This is a genomic window from Psychrobacter sp. 4Dc (assembly GCF_002836715.1).
Taxonomy (GTDB): Bacteria; Pseudomonadota; Gammaproteobacteria; order Pseudomonadales; family Moraxellaceae; genus Psychrobacter.
In genome coordinates this window covers 1-19,750 of sequence record NZ_PJAT01000154.1, presented here as the reverse complement: position 1 = coordinate 19,750, position 19,750 = coordinate 1, and the positions used below count along the sequence as shown (strand labels likewise).

Below are 19,750 nucleotides of genomic sequence, written 5' to 3'. Positions count from 1 at the left end.
TATAATGCTTTTATTTTTAATGATAATTGGGGTAAAATTAGAAACAGTTTTGCTTTTTTTGCAAAAATATGTTTATTCAAAAATACACTTAACTGCTAACAAACCCATGACCATCAATTACTTCTATGCCCTCACTATTTTTCACCATGTGGCGAATACTAATAGCTTTACTGCCACGGCAAGTCAGCTTGGGCTGGCGGTGTCGTCTGTCACTCGGCAAATTGATAACTTAGAACAATCCTTACAAGTTAAGCTATTGAATCGCTCAACCAGACATTTGGATTTGACCCATGCAGGGATGCGTTATTTACAACAGACCGAGCCGATATTAGCTGAATTACAACAGGTAAATGAAGCGATTAAAGAGGAGCAAATTGAGCCACAAGGGCGATTGTGCCTTACTTTTCCCAGTGCCTATGGGATTGAAAAAATCGCCCCATTGCTTGCCGAATTTGCCCATTTATACCCAAAAATTGAATTGGAGCTATTTGCCAGTGATGAATTTGTAGATTTATTTAATGAGAAATATGATGTAGGGGTGCGGTTAGGGCGTGTGGAGGATGACCGCTTGGTAGCAAAATTTATTGCCTCTCAGCAACGGCTGTTATGTGCCAGTCCCGATTATCTACGATTGCATGGAACACCACAAATACCGTCACAATTAGCCGAGCATAATTGTTTGCCGTTTATTTATCAAGGCTATGCGTCAAAGTGGTATTTCCATCAAACGGGTAAAACGCAAAGTTTGCGGGTGACAGGGAATTTGATGGGTAATAATATAGAAATGCTGAAACAAGCCACGCTTGATGGACAAGGGATTAGCCATTTACCTAATTGGCTGATTGAGAAAGCGTTGCAGTCTGGGGCGTTGGTACAGGTGTTGTCTGATTGGCAAGTGACCCCGTCTTTGGCGACAGATGACGGGATTTATTTGGTGTATCCGCCCACTAGCCGTAATGTGGTAAAAATTGGCGTGTTGGTGAATTTTTTAGCACAGCGTTTGATAGGTTAAACTGTAGATGGTGATATTGTGAAAAGCAGTAGAATATTATGCGTATCTAATTTAGGAAGGGCTTTCTTCATCATACTATTCTGATTTAAGTAACTGAACAAATTTAAATTATAAAAAACCGTTCGTGGTGAGCTTGTCGAACCATAACGGTTTTCCTACTCTTCAACAGGCTCAGGGTGAACGGAAAACCATATATAATTTTGTTTCATTACTTACTAGAATAATAGCTTAATACTTTTGTTTGTGCGGTGTGTAGTGGTCATATCTTCTCTCCAGTCTTGGTGATAGTATAACCTCTTATCTACTGTCCTATTTCATTATGCCACTACAATGACACCTGCTGAGTACAGGCAGGTGGCTTAATTATTCTACGATGATGTTGTGTTAAGAATGGGGTATTTACAATGAGGTAATTCCGCTTATGGAACATTTAGCAGGCCTAACAAGACCATAAGTTGACCTCCCTGCGCTACACTTCAGCCGGTAAATTATGGCAGCGTTGATATCACTACCACTTGTCAAGTTGAATACACTGATGACTATCTAACTTTTAAGCCATAATTACTTTAGTTTGAATTAAAGTGAGTTAATGCATAGACTGAAGCAAGTAATGTCTTCAGTCTATGTTCGTAGTTCGATTACACTTATTCTATCGGAGACGGCTTACCGTGCGGGCTTGAGCGCAGATATTGTTTGGGCGCTTTGACGGTTGCGCCAAGCTCGGCCGCCGCGTGCCACGGCCAGTGCGGGTCGTAAAGTATGCCGCGTGCCAATGCAACCGCGTCCGCTTGCTGCTCGGTGATGATGCTTTCTGCCTGCTCGGCCTCGGTGATTAGGCCCACGGCAATGACAGGTATATTGACCGCTTCTTTTATCGCGGCAGCAAAAGGCACTTGATAGCTCGCTTCCACAGGGATTTGCTGCTCTGGGCTCAGTCCTGCGGTGCTCACATGGATATAATCACAGCCTAATGCTTCTAGGGCTTTAGCCAGCTCGATCGTTTGGGTAAGGTCCCAGCCGCCTTCGACCCAATCGGTTGCAGAAACCCGCACGCCCACTGGCTTGTCACTTGAAAACTCAGCCCGAACCGCTGTAAACACCTCAAGTAACAAGCGCATTCTGTTTTCAAGACTGCCGCCGTATTGATCATCACGTTGATTAGAAAGCGGCGATAAAAACTGATGCAATAGATAGCCGTGCGCACCATGCAGCTCAATTAAGTCAAGACCCAGCGCATCGGCACGTCTTGCCGCATTCACAAAATCACTGATGAGTGTATCAATGTCATTTTGATCCATTGCTGTGGGTACAGTAGAGTTTTCGTCATACGCCAGCGCTGATGGTGCCACCGTTTGCCAGCCATTTACCTCATCAGGGGCAATCGAGCCGTCGCCGTCCCATGGTTTTTTGGTTGACGCTTTACGCCCAGCATGGGCCAACTGGACGCCTATCGGCATCGGGCTGTACTGTCTGATTGCTGTTAGCGTTTTATCCAGTGCAGCTTGAGTCCTGTCATCCCATAAACCTAAATCAGCATAGCTGATACGTCCTTGTGGATTGACCGCTGTTGCTTCTAAAATAAGTAGTCCTGCGCCGCTCAAACTCATTTGGCCCAAATGGATCATATGCCAATCACTTGCCGCTCCATCGTTGGCAGAGTATTGGCACATGGGTGCGATGATAATACGGTTATCTAATGTGAGTTGCCCAAGTTTCAAAGGCGAAAAAAGCTGGCTCATGGTGAATCCTCAAAAAACGTCTAAAGGCACTGAAAATAAAAAGACACGTAACATAAAATGTCAAAACGATATGAGTGACTTATATGACTATCGCTTGAATAGTTGGTGGAGATGAATCGTTATTTTCATGGGGCACATTTAAGCGATGCTAGCTAATATATAGATTACTCTCGATCATGTTTTTCATATGCAGCAGGCGAGGGGCAATGTCTTCTTCTAGTTTGGTACGACTAAGGATAAAACTTGGTGCGCCGCAGTTAAAAGTGAGCAAGCCTTCCGTTGGGTGCATCAGCGCAATGGCTACCGCGTTGACATCCTTTTGCCATTCACTAATTGAAAAACAATAACCGTAGTCTTCATAGTCTTGAAAGGCTTTATCTAATCCTCGTCTAATCTTTAGCCAATCATCTTTATACTTACTACGAATCGCATTAAGAATAAACTCTTGCTCAGCAGGTGGCATACTTGCCAAGCAGGCTCTCCCCATCGAACTTAAATGAATAGGCAAATAAGAGCCGACATTGCGTTGCATGGTCGTGGTCCCTTGGCCTTGCACAACGTTGAGATACACCATCATCAGTCGATCACGAGTAGCCATGGCAACGGCGCTATTGGCATAGTCTGCCAGCTCTTCCATATAAGGAGTCGCAAGGTTATTGATAGAGATATTAGTCATCATGGTATAACCAAAGCTTAGTACCCCTGTCGAAAGCTGGTACTTACTACTATTGGTCGATTGTTTTAAATATCCCAATTTGACCAACGTATAGGTCAGACGAGTAATGGTGCCTTTAGGAAGGCCTGTCAGTTGACTTAGGTCTTGGTTGCCTAGATAAGGTCGCTGCGGGGTAAAACAACGCAGCAGCTCTAACCCTCGAGCCAACGCTGTGACAAACTGTCGGTCATTTTTATCTCTCATCTCTGCAATGGGTTCTAACAGTTCAATATGCATCTCGTTGTTAGCGTCTTCATCGGTAAGGGTATCATTAGTCATATGTCGTCTATTATCCCCAATCAAATTCATACAAGCGTTATAAAATCACAAAACTTTATTATTCATAGCATTCTGTGAGCTAATATCAGCTCACAGTTACCCACTGTCTCTTTGATTATATTATATCAATTTACTTTCACATTCTCAGCATAGCATAATGAGAAACTATTGTTTCGCTATGCGGTATGAACGGTAGCAATAGTCGTTATAAGAGGTATGGTTAGGCTTGTTGTGGATCATATTGCTTTTCTTTAATAAACAAAGTAGGGATAAGACCACATAAGAAATATGCCCCTGCCATAAGTAATAAACCTGCGCCGATAGAGTTATGCATGGCCATATAACCAATGGCAACAGGAGCAATCACAGAGCCAAGTCGTCCAATATTAAATGCACCACCAATCGCAGTACCTCGGATAGCAGTAGGGAAACTTTCGGTTAGATAGGTGGCATTAATGGCATAGGGGATACCATATAAGAAACCAAAAGTGATCATTAACCAACCAATATTTTCTGGAGTATGCATATATACTAGAATAGGAATAAACAATGCAGTGCCCATCGTACCAAAGGCAAATACTATCTTACGTCCGATTTTATCAGCCATGAATCCAGCCACAACTTTGGCAAACATCATAGTCAGGTACGTTCCCGCCATATACAGTGCCATTTCTTTGAACTTGATACCCAATTCAGTTTCTAGATAAGAAGGTAGCCAGTTACTGACACCAAAATAGCCGAATAACAAAAGTCCTGAACTCATTGACCATAGGATAAACATGATACGGTGTTTCGGATTTTCCATTATCGCTTTGTATGGGTTCTCTGCTTTTTTGAGAGTATCTAGTGCGCCGCTCAGTTTTAGTGCTCGAGCGTCTTTCCAAGACTGGGGTTCAGGGACTAAAAAGTACATTGATACTGCCAAAAGTATCGGCAAAAAAGTCAGTAGATATAGTGTACGCCAACCATAGCTAGGGATGATCCAAGCGGATACACTGGTGATAACCAATGAGCCTAAAGTAAATCCAGTCATTAATGCAGCAAGGACGGTGGTTCGATGCTTGGTAGGTACCATCTCTGACATAAGCGTATTGGTAGCGATATAAAGACTACCAAGCCCCAAGCAGGCAATAACCCGTAGCGTGACAAACTGCTCATAGCTCTGCACCAATCCACTAAAACCAGACAATATAGAGAACATGCCAGTCGCAAGAACGATGACACGTACTCGGCCAAAGCGATCGCAAGCCCAACCACCAAAAAACCCACCGATTGCCATCCCAAATAACGACCAACTGCCTAGAGCGCCAGCTTGTACATTGGTCAGTGCAAACTCCAGTTTTAGGCTGGATAAGGTAAAGGCAAGAATACCGATATCAGCCCCATCACATAGTAAAACTAAAAAACAAAAAACAAAGGCCAGTTTCCAAGGTTGTTTTTGGGTGGAGCTCATACTTGGATCTGCAGTTATAGCGACACTTTTCACAATTTATATCCTTAACGTTGTGAGAATGAAAAACTAATTTGATGCGTAGTGGTAAAAATAGAGGGGAACGGTATCAGCATCCTAGCAAATACCGCCGTGCATTCTGGTGGGTAAAAAAGTGGTAGGGATTACTCGCTGGCTTCTTTAATCATATTGCGGGCAATGATGACTTGCTGAATTTGTGTGGTACCTTCATACAAACGATATAGACGTACATCACGATAAAAACGCTCAATACCGTAGTCTGCGATATAACCGGCACCGCCATGGATTTGTACCGCTCTATCAGCAACACGGCCACACATCTCAGTGGCAAACATTTTAGCGCATGAGGATTCAGTAACGACGTCTTTGCCTTCGTCACGCAGACGTGCAGCGTCTAGCACCATGGATTTGGCGGCATAGATTTCTGCTTTTGAGTCAGCGAGCATGCCTTGAATCAGCTGAAAACTGGCAATCGGTTGACCAAATTGCTTACGCTCTACGGCATAGTTGAGTGCATCATTTAGCATGCGAGTGGCGGCTCCAGTACTGGCTGCTGCAATATGTAAGCGCCCTTTATCAAGAACTTTCATGGCCGTTTTAAAGCCAACCCCCTCAACACCGCCGATGAGTGCATCCGCCGGTACGACGCAATTATCAAAGATCACATCACAGGTATGCGCGCCTTTTTGGCCCATTTTTTTGTCAATTTTGCCCAAAGTAATACCCGGCGTGTCACTCTCCACGATAAATGCCGAAATACCGCCAGAGCGCTTGTTTTGTGGGTCAGTACGTGCCATGACAGTGAATACACCAGCCTGCGGGGCGTTGGTGATATAGCGCTTGGTGCCATTGATGATATAGGTATCACCATCCTTAATAGCGGTTGTTTTCAATGAGGCGGCATCTGAGCCAGAGTCAGGCTCAGTCAGACAGAACGAACCGATGATTTCACCACTGGCCAACCGAGGTAGATATTTCTGTTTTTGTGCTTCAGTGCCATCAATCACTAGGCCAGATGAGCCAATACCATTATTTGTCCCTATTAATGAGCGAAACGCAGGGGAGGTGCGTCCTAATTCAAATGCCAGTGTGACTTCTTCTTCCATAGTGACACCAAGTCCACCGTACTCTTCGGGTATGGTCAGTCCAAAAAGCCCTAATTCTCGCATTTGCTCAATGATCTCTTCTGGAAGGCGGTCATTTTCGGCAACCCAATGTTCCATAGGGACAAGTTGATCGTTGACGAAGTTACGAATGGTTTGGGTGATGTGGTCGAGGGTCTCTTTATCTCTAATCATATGAATCTTCCTTGTTTGATTGATGCCTAATATCAATATCGGCTCTGTGACTGTGCTAAATAATGTGACGTCCTTGGATAAACAGCATAATCGATGAATTATTAAATTACAATAGTTTTGGTTTAAAAAACCGCATTGCGGTATTTATATAATTTAATACAACCTTTTATCCCGATTTTATTCTAAATTATCTATTTTTTCTACTTCACAAACCAAAATAAACAGTATATATTGATATTAAATACCGCATAGCGATATTTAATATTTAAAATAAATGCTTTGCTAGAGTGTTTGTACTTTATACAAAAATGATGTTTAAGGAGTCGATCATGGAAGAGCCGCTCATTATTTGTGAGAAAAAAGGAGAGGGCGTGAGTGTCGTTAGACTTAATCGCCCCAAAGTGCGCAATGCACTAAACAGTGAGCTACGCCAACAAATGGCAGACCTGTTCATTCAATTAAATGATGACTCACAAACCAAAGCGATCGTCCTTACTGGTGGTGACAAGGTGTTTGCCGCTGGTGCGGATATCAACGATTTTTTGACTACTAGCACAGTGGATATGTACTTGCGTCATAGTGAACGCTATTGGAATGCCATCACTAACTGCCGAAAGCCTATTATTGCTGCCGTCAATGGTTACGCTCTGGGCGGTGGCTGTGAGTTGGCCATGCATGCTGACATCATCATCGCAGGCAAGTCTGCCAAATTTGGTCAACCCGAAATCAAGATAGGACTCATGCCAGGTGCTGGCGGAACGCAGCGTTTGTTTCGCGCGATTGGCAAACATAAGGCCATGAAAATGGTACTAACGGGCGATATGATCAGCGCTGATGAGGCGGACACAATGGGGCTGGTATCTGAAGTCGTTGAAGATGAGGCTACTATCACACGCGCCATTGAGATTGCTGAGCAGCTATCACATTACTCTCCCATTGCCTTAGCGCAAATCAAAGAAGTGGCAAATCTAGGTGTTGATATGCCCTTAGAAGGTGCATTGGCTTTAGAGCGTAAGGCTTTCCAGATTTTGTTCAATACTCACGACCAAAAAGAAGGCGCTAAAGCCTTCTTAGAAAAGCGTCCTGCGGAGTACAAAGGGCATTAATCCCTAGCCGCGTTAATTCATAAGCACGTGAATTCATAAGCACGTTAATTCATAAGCATGTGAATTCAGAGCCACATTGTGATCGCTTTTGAAGCGAGTTATCACCTTTGAACCGAAATTTCATAGCAAACTATGTAGAGAGTTATTATGACTGTGAACACAATTGCCATTATAGGCACTGGTATTATGGGCATGGGTATTGCTCAAATTGCTGCTCAAGCTGGTATCCAAGTACTTTTATATGACGCCAAATCAGGCGCTGCTGAACAAGGACGACAATCCTTGCAAAGTACCCTAGAAAAACTCACTGCTAAAGGCAAGTTTACCGATGAGCAGCTACAGAATACTTTAAGTAATTTGACCGTACTACAAGAGCTTAGCCAAATTGCGACTGCTGAGATAGTGGTTGAAGCCATTATCGAAAATCTAGACATCAAAAAACAGCTTTTTGCCCAGTTAGAAGGTGTGGTCACCGCCGATACTATTTTGGCGACCAATACCTCTTCCTTATCAGTGACCGCAATTGCTGCTGACTGTGATCATCCGGAGCGCGTGGCAGGATTTCACTTCTTTAATCCAGTTCCTTTAATGAAAATTGTAGAGGTCATTCCAGGTCTGTCTACTCAGCAATCAGTGATTGACGTTCTCTCCGATTTGGCCAAACGTATGGGTCATCTAGGTGTGGTAGCAAAAGACACACCGGGTTTTATCGTCAATCATGGCGGTAGAGCGTACGGCACAGAAGCGTTAAAAATATTGGGTGAAGGGGTAACCACGTTTGAGAATATTGACCAAATTTTGCGTGAAGGCGCAGGATTTCGCATGGGGCCGTTTGAGCTATTAGACCTCACTGGTATCGATGTATCGCACCCCGTGATGGAGTCGATTTACAACCAGTTCTATCACGAAGCGCGTTATCGCCCGCATCCATTGACCCGTCAAATGCTAGTAGGTAAAAAGCTTGGTCGTAAGGTTGGTGCAGGGTTCTATCACTATGAAAACGGTCAGAAGTTGTCAACGGCCACTGCTCAAGATCAGTCGTCCGAAGCACTCATATCTGATGCCGTCATCACATCAGTTTGGGTTGGCGCTGATCTGGTAGAAGACCAAAATCAATTGGTCGATTACCTAAAATCTCAGGGTATCACTATCGATGACAACGACAAGCCAAACCCTGATAGTTTGGTGCTGCTCGCACCCTATGGCGAAGATACGACCAATGCTGCAATTCGTTATCAAGTTAATCCTAAGCAAGCCGTTGCCATTGATATGCTCACTGGACTAGCAAAGCATCGTACTTTGATGCCAAGTCTCGTCACGCAGGAGGCATTTATCGCACAAGCTTATACGTTATTTGGTAAAAGCTTGGATGACAGTGAAGCAACCACACAGCCTATGGTCGGTGCCACGCTGATTTCCGAAAGCATCGGCTTTGTGGCACAACGTGTGGTCGCTATGGTGATCAATCTTGGTTGTGACATTGCTATGCAAGGGATTGCCACGCCAGAAGACATTGATAATGCCGTCAAGCTTGGGCTAGGTTATCCGTACGGTCCTATCTCTTGGGGCGACCGTCTTGGGGCCTCGCGTGTGCTGCTTATGTTAGAGCGTATCTACGGGCTGACAGGTGACCCACGTTATCGTCCAAGCCCTTGGCTGCAACGCCGCGCCACGCTTGATGTGTCATTGTTTACTCAGCAAAACACTTACTAATTTGAACGACAAAATATGGTTATCAAACCATAAAACCATTATTCAGAGTTAAAAATACGACAAGGAAACGTTATGTTAGATGCCTATATTTATGATGGATTAAGAAGTCCTTTTGGTCGGTATATTGGCGCATTGGCAACGGTACGCGCTGATGATTTGGTTGCCACCGTGATGCAAGCGTTGGTCGAAAAGCATCAACTATCTGCTGATATCTTTGATGAAGTGTTGCTAGGCAGTGCCAACCAAGCAGGCGAGGACTCTCGCAATATCGCGCGTAACGCGGCTCTGTTAGCAGGGTTGGATGTAACAACTCCAGGTCAGACAGTAAACCGTCTATGTGCGTCAGGTCTGTCCACTGTTGTCGATGCTGCTCGCAGTATTACGTGCAATGAAGGGGATATTATTTTAGCAGGTGGGGTCGAGTCGATGACGCGTGCACCGTTTGTATTTGCCAAGACAGAGCAACCTTTTAGCCGTGACTTTAAAGTTTTTGATACGACCATTGGTAGCCGTTTTCCCAACCCAAAAATTATTGAGCAGTTCGGCAGTGATACCATGCCGCAGACGGGCGATAATGTCGCGCAGAAGTATGGTATTACGCGCGAGGAAGCCGATAAATTTGCAGCCGCATCGCAAGCCAAGTACCAAGCCGCCAAGCAAACAGGGTTTTTTGACGATGAGATAACACCTATCACCGTACCTCAAGGTAAGAAATTGCCTGCAAAAATAGTAGTGGATGATGAGCATCCGCGTGCTAGCTCTAATATTGAGGCACTACAAAAGCTGAAGCCTTTAAACAAAGATGGAATCGTCACCGCAGGTAATGCTTCTGGCATCAATGATGGTGCTGCCGCGCTTATCATTGGTTCAAAGCAAGCAGAGAAAAAGCTAGGCTTTAAACCGATTGCCAAGATCTTATCATCAGGTGCAATGGGTGTTGAACCCAATATCATGGGCGTGGGTCCTGTTGAAGCGATTAAGCTAGCACTAAAGCGTGCGGATCTGACCCTTGAGGACATGTCTGTCATTGAGATCAATGAAGCTTTTGCCTCACAGGTACTGGGTTGTCTAAAAGGGTTAGATATTGATTTTGATGATAAGCGTGTCAATCCCAATGGTGGGGCCATCGCTGTCGGTCATCCGCTTGGCGCATCAGGTGCCAGAATTGCCTTGAGTACTGCTCGAGAGCTACAGCGTACGGGCGGCAAATATGCAGTAGTTAGCTTGTGTATTGGCATTGGGCAAGGGCTTGCCGTGGTGATAGAACGCGTCTAAGACTCAAAAGTACGCTCGCCCCATTACTGACTATAGTTGATTCAGTTTAAAAGAGAGATAAGGCAACCGATCGCAGATGTAACTGTGATACTTCAAGATAGGTTAACGCTGTCACTCTTTTATAGAAGGTTGACTATATTAAGGACAATTTATTATCAAGGAAGATACCATGACAACCATACTCAACCAACACGATAATTACCATCAAGCCGAAGACGCGTATGGGTTTCCGTTAATTATCAAACAGTTACTAAACCGCGCCAAAATCGCCTCTACCAACCAAACCATCAGCTATGCCGACAAAGTCACTTATACCTATGCTGAGTTTTTTAAACGTATTAATCGCTTGGCCAATGTATTAAAAAATATGGGCTTGCAGGCAGGTGATGTGGTCGCGGTCATGGATTGGGACAGTCATCGTTACCTTGAAGCATACTTTGCAGTACCAATGTCAGGCATGATTTTGCAAACCGTTAATGTCCGTCTGTCTGAAGAAAAAGTGCTATATACCGTCAACCATGCTGCGCCAAAAGCCTTATTGTTGAATGCTGAATTTGCGCCGATGATTAAAGACTATCGTGACGATGCGCCTTCTATCGAGCATGTAATGTGGGCCGATGATGCAGAGCATGACAAAGTAGGTGGTGAGAAAGCTGAGCTGCCTGACTATGTCGATGGCGAATATGAGGCGCTCTTAGCAGCTGCTAGTGACGAGTTTGACTTCCTAGACTTTGATGAAAACACTATTGCTACAACATTCTATACCAGTGGCACGACAGGTGATCCGAAAGGAGTTTTCTTTACTCATCGTCAGATCGTACTACAGACGATGGCAAGCACACTGGCATCAGCGCTCAATGCCGAAGGTCAAGGCGCGCGCTACAACGATGTCTATATGCCGATGACGCCTTTGTTTCATGTACATGCGTGGTGCTGGCCGTATGGCGCAACCATGATAGGGCTCAAGCAAGTATATCCCGGGAGATATCTGGCACCAAAACTGGTCGATTTGATTGAGCAGCACAAAGTCACGCTGTCACATGGTGTCCCAGCAATATTGCAAATGCTCCTCAAAGAAATGGCAGAGCGTGGCCGAAAATTCGAAGATCTTAAACTGTTACTAGGTGGCTCAAAGCTTAACGAAGGCTTGGCCAAAGCGGCAATCGAATGTGGCATAGAGTTTATGTCAGGGTTTGGTATGTCAGAGTCTTGCCCTGTACTGTCTCGAGCAGTATTCGATGACAAAACAGAGTCAATGACGCTAGAGGATAACCTTAACTATCGTTGTCTATCAGGTTCACCCATTATGTTAGTGTCGATGGAAATTTGGGATGAAAATGGTAAACCACAACCCATGGATGGCAAATCTACAGGCGAGCTTGTAATACGCGCGCCGTGGTTGACCCAAAGCTATTTTAAAAATCCTGATGCAGGTAATGAGTTATGGAAAGGCGGCTGGATGCATACTCAAGACATCGCCTGCATGACTGCTGATGGCACGCTAAGCATCACAGACAGGCTCAAAGATGTCATTAAATCTGGCGGCGAATGGGTGTCCTCGCTTGAGGTCGAAACCATTTTGTCTTTTCATCCGAGTGTGGCTGATATCGCGGTGATTGGTGTGCCAGATGAGCGATGGGGTGAGCGTCCCTTGGCATTGATCGTACTAAAACCAGACCATGTCGACACAAAAATGGAAGATATTTTGGCATTAGGTCATCAAGCAGTTGAGAGAGGTCATTTGCCAAAATATGGCGTCCCAAGCGAAGTGAGATTTCTATCAGACATGCCAAAAACCAGCGTTGGTAAACTCGATAAAAAACGCATGCGTTCGATGTACTCAGAAAATCTCATCTAGTCAAACAATCCGGTCACCATCAAATCGACTCTGACAAAAGTGAGAACTTGTATAAACCCTAGCTTTTGACTAAATGCTAGGAATGGGGAAGGTGTGTGAGTCACGAGTACCCTGAGTCACACTCATTATCTCTATAACAAAACCTGTCTAACAAAAAGAGAGAAACTATGGAAGCTGCGCCTACGTTCCCAGAAATACAAGAGATTGTCACAAGCGATGACAATCACCCATTGCATGACTTTACCGTTATCTATCCTCAGCAAGTGGAATGGGGTGATATGGATACTTTTGGTCACGTTAACAACGTTGTCTATTACGAATATGCTCAAAATGCTCGTATCTACTACAACAGGCGGCTTGGTTTATTTAACGAACAGACGTCTTCGGTGATGGCTGCCTCGTCATGTCGATACCTCAAATCGGTTGCTTACCCTGATGAATTATGGATTGGTGTCAAGGTCAAAAAAATAGGTAATTCAAGTCTGATTCATGAATATACCTATTACAGTACGGTGCAGAAAGCAGTCGTTGCAATCGGTGAGTCGGTGTTGGTATATCTCGATAAATTGAGTGGGCAAAAAAAGCCTATCAATGAGTCGCAAAAAGACGCGATTGCTGCTTTGGAAAGTATTAATCAAGAAGCCTAAAACCTAATATATCGGTCAAATTATGATTGGGTTTTTAATTAGAAAGTACTTATTAATTAGAAGTTAATTTTCATCTAAAAGGATTATTTATTTTTATGGATTAAAGAAAGCGTAGTAGCAATTGGGATTGATAAGGATATCAACATAAAACAGGGAATAGATGAATGATGCTTTATATAAAAAGGCTATCTGTAGGTTTTGCTACGGTTGTAACATGCGTATCTGCACAAGCAATCGATCTTGTGACAACAGATGACACGACTTTGAGTATCGGTGGTTACATCAAAGCAGAAGGTGCTTTTAACTCTCCTGATGAAGGCGAGTCGGAATTTAAGGGTAATTTACGCCAGTCTCGTATTAATGTTAAAACAACCAAGTCGGTAGATGATAAAAAACTCACGGGGTTTATCGAAGGTGATTTTTATGGCGATTACGCCAAGGGCGGCTCAAATCTGCGCTTACGCCATGCCTATGTTCAGGTTGATGATTTGACAGTGGGTAAGACTTGGAACGGTCAGTTTTTGGCAGTGGCACCTCTTTCTACGGAGCAGCTTGATTTTTGGGGCACTGGTTTGGGTACGGCCTCTGGTGGTGGTTCTTATATTCGTCCAGATTTGACGTTGCACTATACTTATAAGGGGCTGCGCTTCACGGCGCAAGACCCTGTTTATGATAATGCGAGCTTACCTGATATGGTGGTAAGCTATAAAGATAAGATATCTAACTTTGACTATAACGTGGCTGTCACAGCTCGTGATGCTGAGAACGGAGATGGTTCAGATGTGGGTATCGGTGTTTCTTTAGCGGGCAAGCTGACATTGGGTAAAGATTCACTCCATGCCAGTATATATAATGGTAAAGGCATGGGTGCCTATTCTGCCATCTGTGTTGGAGGACCGCTAGTTATGAATGGCGGCGTAGACTGTGATGCCGAGGATGGGAAGCTGATCTCGCAAACGGGCTATAGCGTAGGATATAAGCATCAATTTACCCAAAAGCTGCGTGGCAACTTGCGTTATGGTGAGGTAAATGTAGACGATGCGGCAGACACTTCTGCTAATGTAAAAAGCGCAAACCTTATCTATGAGTATCTACCAGATCTAGATTTGGGTATTGAGTGGAGAAATCAGGACGTAACGACATTCCCATGGATGCCAGCAGGTCAGCAAATTGAAATAATGGCAAAATATGATTTTTGAGTTGAAGTGTTGAGAGGAGTAAGCGATACGATGGCGCATCTTCATAGTTATAGTGGGGAAGTATTATCTTGATTAATGATTTTTTACCAATACTTATCATGTTATTCAGGTATTAGAATATATGCTAGGAATTCTCTTATAAATATAACTGACGTTGCAATTGTCGGGGTCGAAACGCCAGTTATATTAGCTTATGAAAAGATAGTATGCTATGTGTTTGCTACGGTAACAGTAATACACTTTTAAAGACAATCTTACTTTTACGCTGCTGAAGCATCTAATCTTGTTGGTTGCAGTTTGCCTTCTTTGCTGTCGACCGCTGCGCTCAGATTTACTAAGAAGATAGCGATGGCTGCGATAATACCTGGTATAGCGATAAATAAGAAGTTCATCTGATGGGTCAGCTCTAAGGTGAGAAGCGCACCAGTTAGGATTGGACCTACGATAGCACCAATACGTCCAATCCCTGACGCCCAACCCATAGCAGTCGTACGTACAGCGGTAGGATAATATTGAGCCACAAAAGTATAGAGCAGAATTTGTGAGCCAATAGTGGTTGCTCCTGCAATGGCGATAAGAGTATATAGCACCACCTGAGGGCTATTGTAGCCAAGCAGTATCAACGACACCGCACCTAAAGCAAACATAACGGTCAAAACAGGTTTCAGATGGAATCTATCAGCCAGTACACCGCCACCAATAGCCCCAATCATCCCACCAATATTAAGTGCAAATAGAAATAACATACTAGCACCTAATGAGTAACCGGCTTGAATCATTAGCTTTGGTAACCAGCTTGCTAAAGCGTAAACCATCAGCAAACACATAAAAAATGCTACCCAAAACATAATAGTAGTGAATCCACGTCTGTTCAGAAATAACGCTTTAATTGGTGCATCATCACCTTTGGTGGGTTCGTCTAGTACTAACGTAGTAGAGGGTGTAACTTTTTCTTGAGGAGCCAATTTTTGAACGATATTTTTAGCTTCGTCTTCTCGCTTTTCTTTGACCAAATACATCAAGGATTCAGGTAGCATCTTCCAGATAATTGGCAATAGTAAAGTAGGGATGCCCGCAATATAAAACATAATTTCCCAGCCAAAATCTAGCACCAAAAAAGATCCTAATAATGCTGACGTCATACCACCAATTGCATAACCGCTGAACATAATAGCGACTAAAGTACTACGCATACGTTTCGGTGCGTATTCAGATGTTAGTGCCACGCAGATTGGCATCACGCCGCCAATACCTAAACCTGCAACGAAGCGCAAAGCCGCAAACTGCATAGGCCCGCTAGCGAAAGCACCAAAAAAAGTAAAGCTACTGAATAGAGCGACACAAATCATAATTGTTTTTTTACGACCGATTTTGTCAGATAAAGTGCCAAAAATCATGGCACCAAACATCATGCCGAATAGTGCTGTGCTAGCAAGAAAACCTGCTTGTACCGAAGTCAATGACCACTCTTCCATAAGCAATGGCAGAGCCACGCCATAAATAATGAGGTCGTAGCCGTCAAAGATAATAATCAGTAAGCACCAAAATAGGACTTTCCAATGAAAAGGTGAAAATTTGGCTTCATCAATAACTTTATTGATGTTTAAGGTTTGAGATTCCATTCGTTTTTCTCCGTGGGTAATATCCTTATACGTGCTTTACAAGTTAGGGTTTTACTGGTACTAAGTCAAAAACCATCTAAGTATAAATTTATACCTAAAAGGTATGGTTTTCTATATAACATTCTATTGAAACAATGTTGACTTTTATCTTTATTAGAGTATTCGGTACTCTTATAAAGTATTAGATACGAAGAATGATGCTTGCAGTGAGTGTGTGTAAGACAACTAACGCCAAGAAGTTTCATTAATTTCTATTATGAAAATACTGAATACGCAGAAAATCATCCATATACTAAAAAAATATATAGATGATTAAAAATATAAGATAAATAGATAAAATTAGCCTAATTAATCAACGCTAATGAATGTGTTTTTTAAAAGCATTTATTGGCGTTATTGCAGGTAATATTTAATATACTCATTAAGTGCTTCAGGTTGTTCAATATTTGAGATATGCGAGGCATTGATAGTGGCGAGCTTAGCACTAGGAATATGATCGACTATATATTGACCATCGGCAACCGTTGTAACTGGATCCTCGATACCTGCAACTACTGTGACTGGTACACGAATATTTTGTAACTGCTCGCGAGTATCAGCGACAGATAGTGCATCGCAGCAGCTGGCATAACCCTCGCTACTGCCAGCTGCGAGAGCGTCAGATAGTGCTTTAACTACATCAGGATGATTATCGATAAAACTTGCTGTGAACCAACGCGGAGCGGCTGTAGCGGCAATAGGATCTAGACCTTGCTCACGTACCAAGTGCGCGCGATCTACCCATGCTGCCTCATTGCCAATCTTCGCGGCGGTATTGCATAGCATTAAATGATCAAAGCGCTCAGGATGATGAATAGCTAACCATTGACCAGTCATACCACCCATAGAAATGCCACAAAAAAATGCTTTATCTATGTTCAGATAATCAAGCAAATCAATGACGTCTTGTCCAAGCTGATCGAAACTATAAGGACCTCTTGGTGCAGAAGAATTACCATGGCCACGAGTGTCATAGCAGATGATAAAATAATCGTTTTGCAAAGCATCGATTTGTGGCTGCCACATATGATAGCTGGTACCTAAAGAGTTGGAGAATATCAGAGCAGGGTTACTGCTATCACCAAAAGTGGCATAGTTTAGCGTTATATCTTTATTGTCAAATTCAGGCATGATGAACGTCCTTGTTTGTGATTGTCATGTGAGTAAGGTATTGGTTTTTGCCTATCAATGAGTGCATCTATTTTTTGAGCTATCTATATATTCTCAACACGCTCAATAATCATCGCGATACCTTGTCCAACTCCGATACACATTGAGCAGATAGCATAACGCTTACCTGTTTTTTCCAGTTGATTAAGGGCGGTTAAGATCAAACGTGCACCTGAGGCGCCGAGTGGATGACCAAGGGCAATCGCACCGCCGTTAGGATTGACGCGCTCGCTATCATCAGCTAACCCTAAGTCACGTGTGCAAGCTAGAGCTTGGGCGGCAAAGGCTTCGTTTAATTCAATGACATCCATCTCATCGAGAGACAGTCCGGTTTGCTTAAGCAGTTTTTTCATTGCGGGTGCTGGGGCGAAACCCATAATACGTGGCTCAACGCCTACCGTAGTTGAGGCCACAATACGTGCCCGTGGCTTTAGATTAAATTCTCTAACCGCTTGCTCTGACGCTACTAGGAAGGCTGCTGCACCATCATTAATTCCAGAGGCATTACCAGCAGTCACCGTACCATCTGCGGTGACGATAGGACGCAGTTTAGTCAACTTCTCAAGGGTGGTGTCAGCACGAGGATGCTCATCAGTATCGACGGTGACAGGCTCGCCTTTACGCTGCGGGATGCTGACAGGAGTAATCTCATCTTTGAAAAACCCTGCCTCTTGCGCCGCTGCGGTACGTTGTTGACTACGTAATGCAAATGCATCTTGGTCAGCGCGATTGACATTGAACTGCTCTGCGACGTTTTCAGCAGTTTGCGGCATGGTCTCCGTACCATATAGCTCATCAAGCTTTGGATTGATAAAACGCCAGCCCATCGTGGTATCTTCGAGCTTTTGACTGCGACCAAACGCTTGATCTGACTTGCCCATTACCAAGGGCGCACGGCTCATACTCTCAACGCCACCTGCAATAATTAGATGCGCTTCACCCGCTTTAATCGCACGCGCCGCTATCGCTAACGCATCCATTGACGAGCCGCATAAGCGATTCACCGTAGTGGCAGGCACTTGATAAGGCACACCTGCGAGTAGCGACGACATACGGCCGACGTTGCGGTTGTCTTCACCGCTCTGATTAGCACAGCCGTAGATGACGTCATCTACTTTTACCCAATCGACATTGGCATTACGTTCGATTAGCGCCTTGATAGGGATAGCCCCTAAATCATCGACACGGACAGGGGCTAGACCGCCGCCGTAGCGACCAAAAGGGGTGCGAATGGCATCGATAATATAAGCATTATTTAAACCAGTGGTTGAATCAGTCATCATCCTTGTCCTTTTTATTATTTTGAATTTGTAGCGTCAATTAGCGTCGCACCCGTCAATGCTTGTAAGTCCGCAAAGCTTAAGCCATCGACCATTTCAGTGACGGCCAAACCTTTATCAGTGACATCAATGACACATAAGTCAGTATAAATGCGATCAACACAGTTTTTGCCAGTCACAGGGTAGGTAAGCTTGCTAACGATTTTAGGGTCGCCAGTTTTGGTGGTGTGATTGGTCATCACAAAGACTTTTTTGGCACCGACGGCTAAGTCCATAGCGCCGCCAACAGCAGGTATTGCATCTGGCGCACCGGTGCTCCAGTTGGCTAAATCACCATTGGCGGCCACTTGAAACGCGCCTAGTACACAGATATCGATATGACCACCGCGCATCATGGCAAAGGAGTCACCATGATGAAAGTAGCTACCGCCATCGAGCATAGTAACGTACTCCTTTCCAGCATTAATCAGTTCGGGATCTTCTTCACCTTTGGCAGGTGATGGACCAAAAGCTAATAAACCGTTTTCTGAATGCAAAAATACATCTTTATCATCCGGTAGGTATTTTGCAATTTTAGTTGGTAGTCCGATGCCTAAATTGACATAGGCACCATCTGGAATATCTTGTGCAGCGCGCTCAGCGATTTGATCGCGGGTCAAAACGGTGTAAGAGGTATGGCTCATGATGACGCTCCTTATAATTGGCAGTATTTAGCGGTGGCTACGCTGCAGTATCAGAAAGTTCAGTACTAGTGCTAGCAGGTTGGACTTGCACCACGTGCTGTACAAAAATGCCTGGTGTAATAACGTGCTCAGGATCAAGTTCACCAAGATCAACCGTTTGAGAGACTTGAGCGATAGTCACGTCAGCTGCCATTGCCATAATTGGACCAAAGTTACGTGCAGATTTTCGGTAAATCAGGTTACCCCAACGATCACCCTTGTTTGCTTTTATTAATGCGAAATCAGCTTTAATCGGATATTCCAAGACATAGTCTTTACCATCGATATGACGAGTTTCTTTGCCTTCTGCGAGTAGAGTGCCGAACCCTGTTGGGGTATATACGGCCCCAAGCCCCATGCCTGCCGCTTGAATACGGCAAGCCAAATTACCTTGTGGTACTAATTCCAGATCAATTTTGCCCGCATGATAAAGCTCATCGAATACCCATGAGTCTGATTGACGAGGAAAAGAGCAAATGATTTTACGTACTGCGCCCGTTTTTAATAATCTGGCAAGACCATGATCACCGTTTCCAGCATTATTATTAATAATGACAAGGTCTTTAATACCTAAATTTATAAGGCCATCAATGAGTTCAGCTGGC

Annotated in this window: 16 protein-coding genes; 7 read left to right on the top strand and 9 right to left on the bottom strand. The window is 44.0% G+C overall.

Annotated elements, in window-relative coordinates:
* Window positions 1-106 precede the first annotated feature (106 nt).
* Complete coding sequence (locus CXF61_RS13815; RefSeq protein WP_227526718.1) at window positions 107-1,012, top strand: LysR family transcriptional regulator; 906 nt, start codon at window positions 107-109, stop codon at window positions 1,010-1,012.
* 644 nt (window positions 1,013-1,656) lie between these two features.
* On the opposite strand, the gene CXF61_RS13810 is transcribed toward CXF61_RS13815, so the two are convergent.
* The 4 genes from CXF61_RS13810 to CXF61_RS13795 all read right to left on the bottom strand — a co-directional run bounded on the left by CXF61_RS13810 (window position 1,657) and on the right by CXF61_RS13795 (window position 6,514).
* Window positions 1,657-2,751 carry an NADH:flavin oxidoreductase/NADH oxidase gene (locus CXF61_RS13810; protein WP_165598632.1) on the bottom strand — a complete coding sequence of 365 codons (1,095 nt, stop codon included), beginning with the start codon at window positions 2,749-2,751 and terminating at the stop codon, window positions 1,657-1,659.
* Between the two features lie 148 nt (window positions 2,752-2,899).
* A complete protein-coding gene (locus tag CXF61_RS13805) occupies window positions 2,900-3,745 on the bottom strand; it encodes an IclR family transcriptional regulator (protein ID WP_101204500.1) in 846 nt (281 codons plus the stop codon).
* Window positions 3,746-3,965: 220 nt separating this feature from the next.
* Window positions 3,966-5,198, bottom strand: coding sequence for an MFS transporter (locus tag CXF61_RS13800; RefSeq protein WP_220455972.1), 1,233 nt, complete (start codon window positions 5,196-5,198; stop codon window positions 3,966-3,968).
* A 161-nt stretch (window positions 5,199-5,359) separates the two neighbouring features.
* Window positions 5,360-6,514, bottom strand: coding sequence for an acyl-CoA dehydrogenase family protein (locus CXF61_RS13795; protein ID WP_165598631.1), 1,155 nt, complete (start codon window positions 6,512-6,514; stop codon window positions 5,360-5,362).
* Between the two features lie 329 nt (window positions 6,515-6,843).
* Between CXF61_RS13795 and CXF61_RS13790 the strand changes: the two genes are divergently transcribed.
* The 6 genes from CXF61_RS13790 (at window position 6,844) to CXF61_RS13765 (ending at window position 14,312) form a co-directional block, all read left to right on the top strand.
* Window positions 6,844-7,620 (top strand): enoyl-CoA hydratase, encoded by a 777-nt coding sequence (locus CXF61_RS13790; RefSeq protein WP_057759956.1) that lies wholly within the window; start codon window positions 6,844-6,846, stop codon window positions 7,618-7,620.
* Window positions 7,621-7,767: 147 nt separating this feature from the next.
* Window positions 7,768-9,333 carry a 3-hydroxyacyl-CoA dehydrogenase gene (locus CXF61_RS13785; RefSeq protein WP_165598630.1) on the top strand — a complete coding sequence of 522 codons (1,566 nt, stop codon included), beginning with the start codon at window positions 7,768-7,770 and terminating at the stop codon, window positions 9,331-9,333.
* A gap of 72 nt (window positions 9,334-9,405) precedes the next feature.
* Window positions 9,406-10,608: a 3-oxoadipyl-CoA thiolase gene (locus tag CXF61_RS13780; protein ID WP_165598629.1), complete on the top strand. Its 1,203-nt coding sequence runs from the start codon at window positions 9,406-9,408 to the stop codon at window positions 10,606-10,608.
* Between the two features lie 169 nt (window positions 10,609-10,777).
* Window positions 10,778-12,466 carry a fatty acid--CoA ligase gene (locus tag CXF61_RS13775; RefSeq protein ID WP_165598628.1) on the top strand — a complete coding sequence of 563 codons (1,689 nt, stop codon included), beginning with the start codon at window positions 10,778-10,780 and terminating at the stop codon, window positions 12,464-12,466.
* A gap of 167 nt (window positions 12,467-12,633) precedes the next feature.
* Window positions 12,634-13,113 carry an acyl-CoA thioesterase gene (locus tag CXF61_RS13770; RefSeq protein ID WP_165598627.1) on the top strand — a complete coding sequence of 160 codons (480 nt, stop codon included), beginning with the start codon at window positions 12,634-12,636 and terminating at the stop codon, window positions 13,111-13,113.
* A gap of 164 nt (window positions 13,114-13,277) precedes the next feature.
* Window positions 13,278-14,312, top strand: coding sequence for a hypothetical protein (locus CXF61_RS13765; protein WP_227526717.1), 1,035 nt, complete (start codon window positions 13,278-13,280; stop codon window positions 14,310-14,312).
* A gap of 260 nt (window positions 14,313-14,572) precedes the next feature.
* Here CXF61_RS13765 and CXF61_RS13760 read toward each other — a convergent pair whose 3' ends face one another.
* From CXF61_RS13760 to CXF61_RS13740, 5 genes are all read right to left on the bottom strand, one after another.
* On the bottom strand, window positions 14,573-15,934 hold the full coding sequence (locus CXF61_RS13760; RefSeq protein WP_165598626.1) for an MFS transporter: 1,362 nt from the start codon (window positions 15,932-15,934) through the stop codon (window positions 14,573-14,575).
* Between the two features lie 393 nt (window positions 15,935-16,327).
* Window positions 16,328-17,104 carry a 3-oxoadipate enol-lactonase gene (gene pcaD, locus CXF61_RS13755; protein WP_101204508.1) on the bottom strand — a complete coding sequence of 259 codons (777 nt, stop codon included), beginning with the start codon at window positions 17,102-17,104 and terminating at the stop codon, window positions 16,328-16,330.
* An 83-nt stretch (window positions 17,105-17,187) separates the two neighbouring features.
* Window positions 17,188-18,423 carry a 3-oxoadipyl-CoA thiolase gene (gene pcaF, locus CXF61_RS13750; protein ID WP_165598625.1) on the bottom strand — a complete coding sequence of 412 codons (1,236 nt, stop codon included), beginning with the start codon at window positions 18,421-18,423 and terminating at the stop codon, window positions 17,188-17,190.
* Between the two features lie 17 nt (window positions 18,424-18,440).
* On the bottom strand, window positions 18,441-19,106 hold the full coding sequence (locus CXF61_RS13745) for a 3-oxoacid CoA-transferase subunit B (protein ID WP_165598624.1): 666 nt from the start codon (window positions 19,104-19,106) through the stop codon (window positions 18,441-18,443).
* A gap of 37 nt (window positions 19,107-19,143) precedes the next feature.
* On the bottom strand, window positions 19,144-19,750 hold a 607-nt coding region (locus CXF61_RS13740), incomplete at its 5' end, for a 3-oxoacid CoA-transferase subunit A (protein ID WP_165598623.1).

Bases quoted from the DNA above. Each gene is read 5' to 3' on its own strand.
- CXF61_RS13815 (WP_227526718.1), top strand. From the start codon at position 107: ATGACCATCAATTACTTCTATGCCCTCACTATTTTTCACCATGTGGCG.
- CXF61_RS13810 (WP_165598632.1), bottom strand. From the start codon at position 2,751: ATGAGCCAGCTTTTTTCGCCTTTGAAACTTGGGCAACTCACATTAGAT.
- CXF61_RS13805 (WP_101204500.1), bottom strand. From the start codon at position 3,745: ATGACTAATGATACCCTTACCGATGAAGACGCTAACAACGAGATGCAT.
- CXF61_RS13800 (WP_220455972.1), bottom strand. From the start codon at position 5,198: ATGAGCTCCACCCAAAAACAACCTTGGAAACTGGCCTTTGTTTTTTGT.
- CXF61_RS13795 (WP_165598631.1), bottom strand. From the start codon at position 6,514: ATGATTAGAGATAAAGAGACCCTCGACCACATCACCCAAACCATTCGT.
- CXF61_RS13790 (WP_057759956.1), top strand. From the start codon at position 6,844: ATGGAAGAGCCGCTCATTATTTGTGAGAAAAAAGGAGAGGGCGTGAGT.
- CXF61_RS13785 (WP_165598630.1), top strand. From the start codon at position 7,768: ATGACTGTGAACACAATTGCCATTATAGGCACTGGTATTATGGGCATG.
- CXF61_RS13780 (WP_165598629.1), top strand. From the start codon at position 9,406: ATGTTAGATGCCTATATTTATGATGGATTAAGAAGTCCTTTTGGTCGG.
- CXF61_RS13775 (WP_165598628.1), top strand. From the start codon at position 10,778: ATGACAACCATACTCAACCAACACGATAATTACCATCAAGCCGAAGAC.
- CXF61_RS13770 (WP_165598627.1), top strand. From the start codon at position 12,634: ATGGAAGCTGCGCCTACGTTCCCAGAAATACAAGAGATTGTCACAAGC.
- CXF61_RS13765 (WP_227526717.1), top strand. From the start codon at position 13,278: ATGATGCTTTATATAAAAAGGCTATCTGTAGGTTTTGCTACGGTTGTA.
- CXF61_RS13760 (WP_165598626.1), bottom strand. From the start codon at position 15,934: ATGGAATCTCAAACCTTAAACATCAATAAAGTTATTGATGAAGCCAAA.
- pcaD (WP_101204508.1), bottom strand. From the start codon at position 17,104: ATGCCTGAATTTGACAATAAAGATATAACGCTAAACTATGCCACTTTT.
- pcaF (WP_165598625.1), bottom strand. From the start codon at position 18,423: ATGACTGATTCAACCACTGGTTTAAATAATGCTTATATTATCGATGCC.
- CXF61_RS13745 (WP_165598624.1), bottom strand. From the start codon at position 19,106: ATGAGCCATACCTCTTACACCGTTTTGACCCGCGATCAAATCGCTGAG.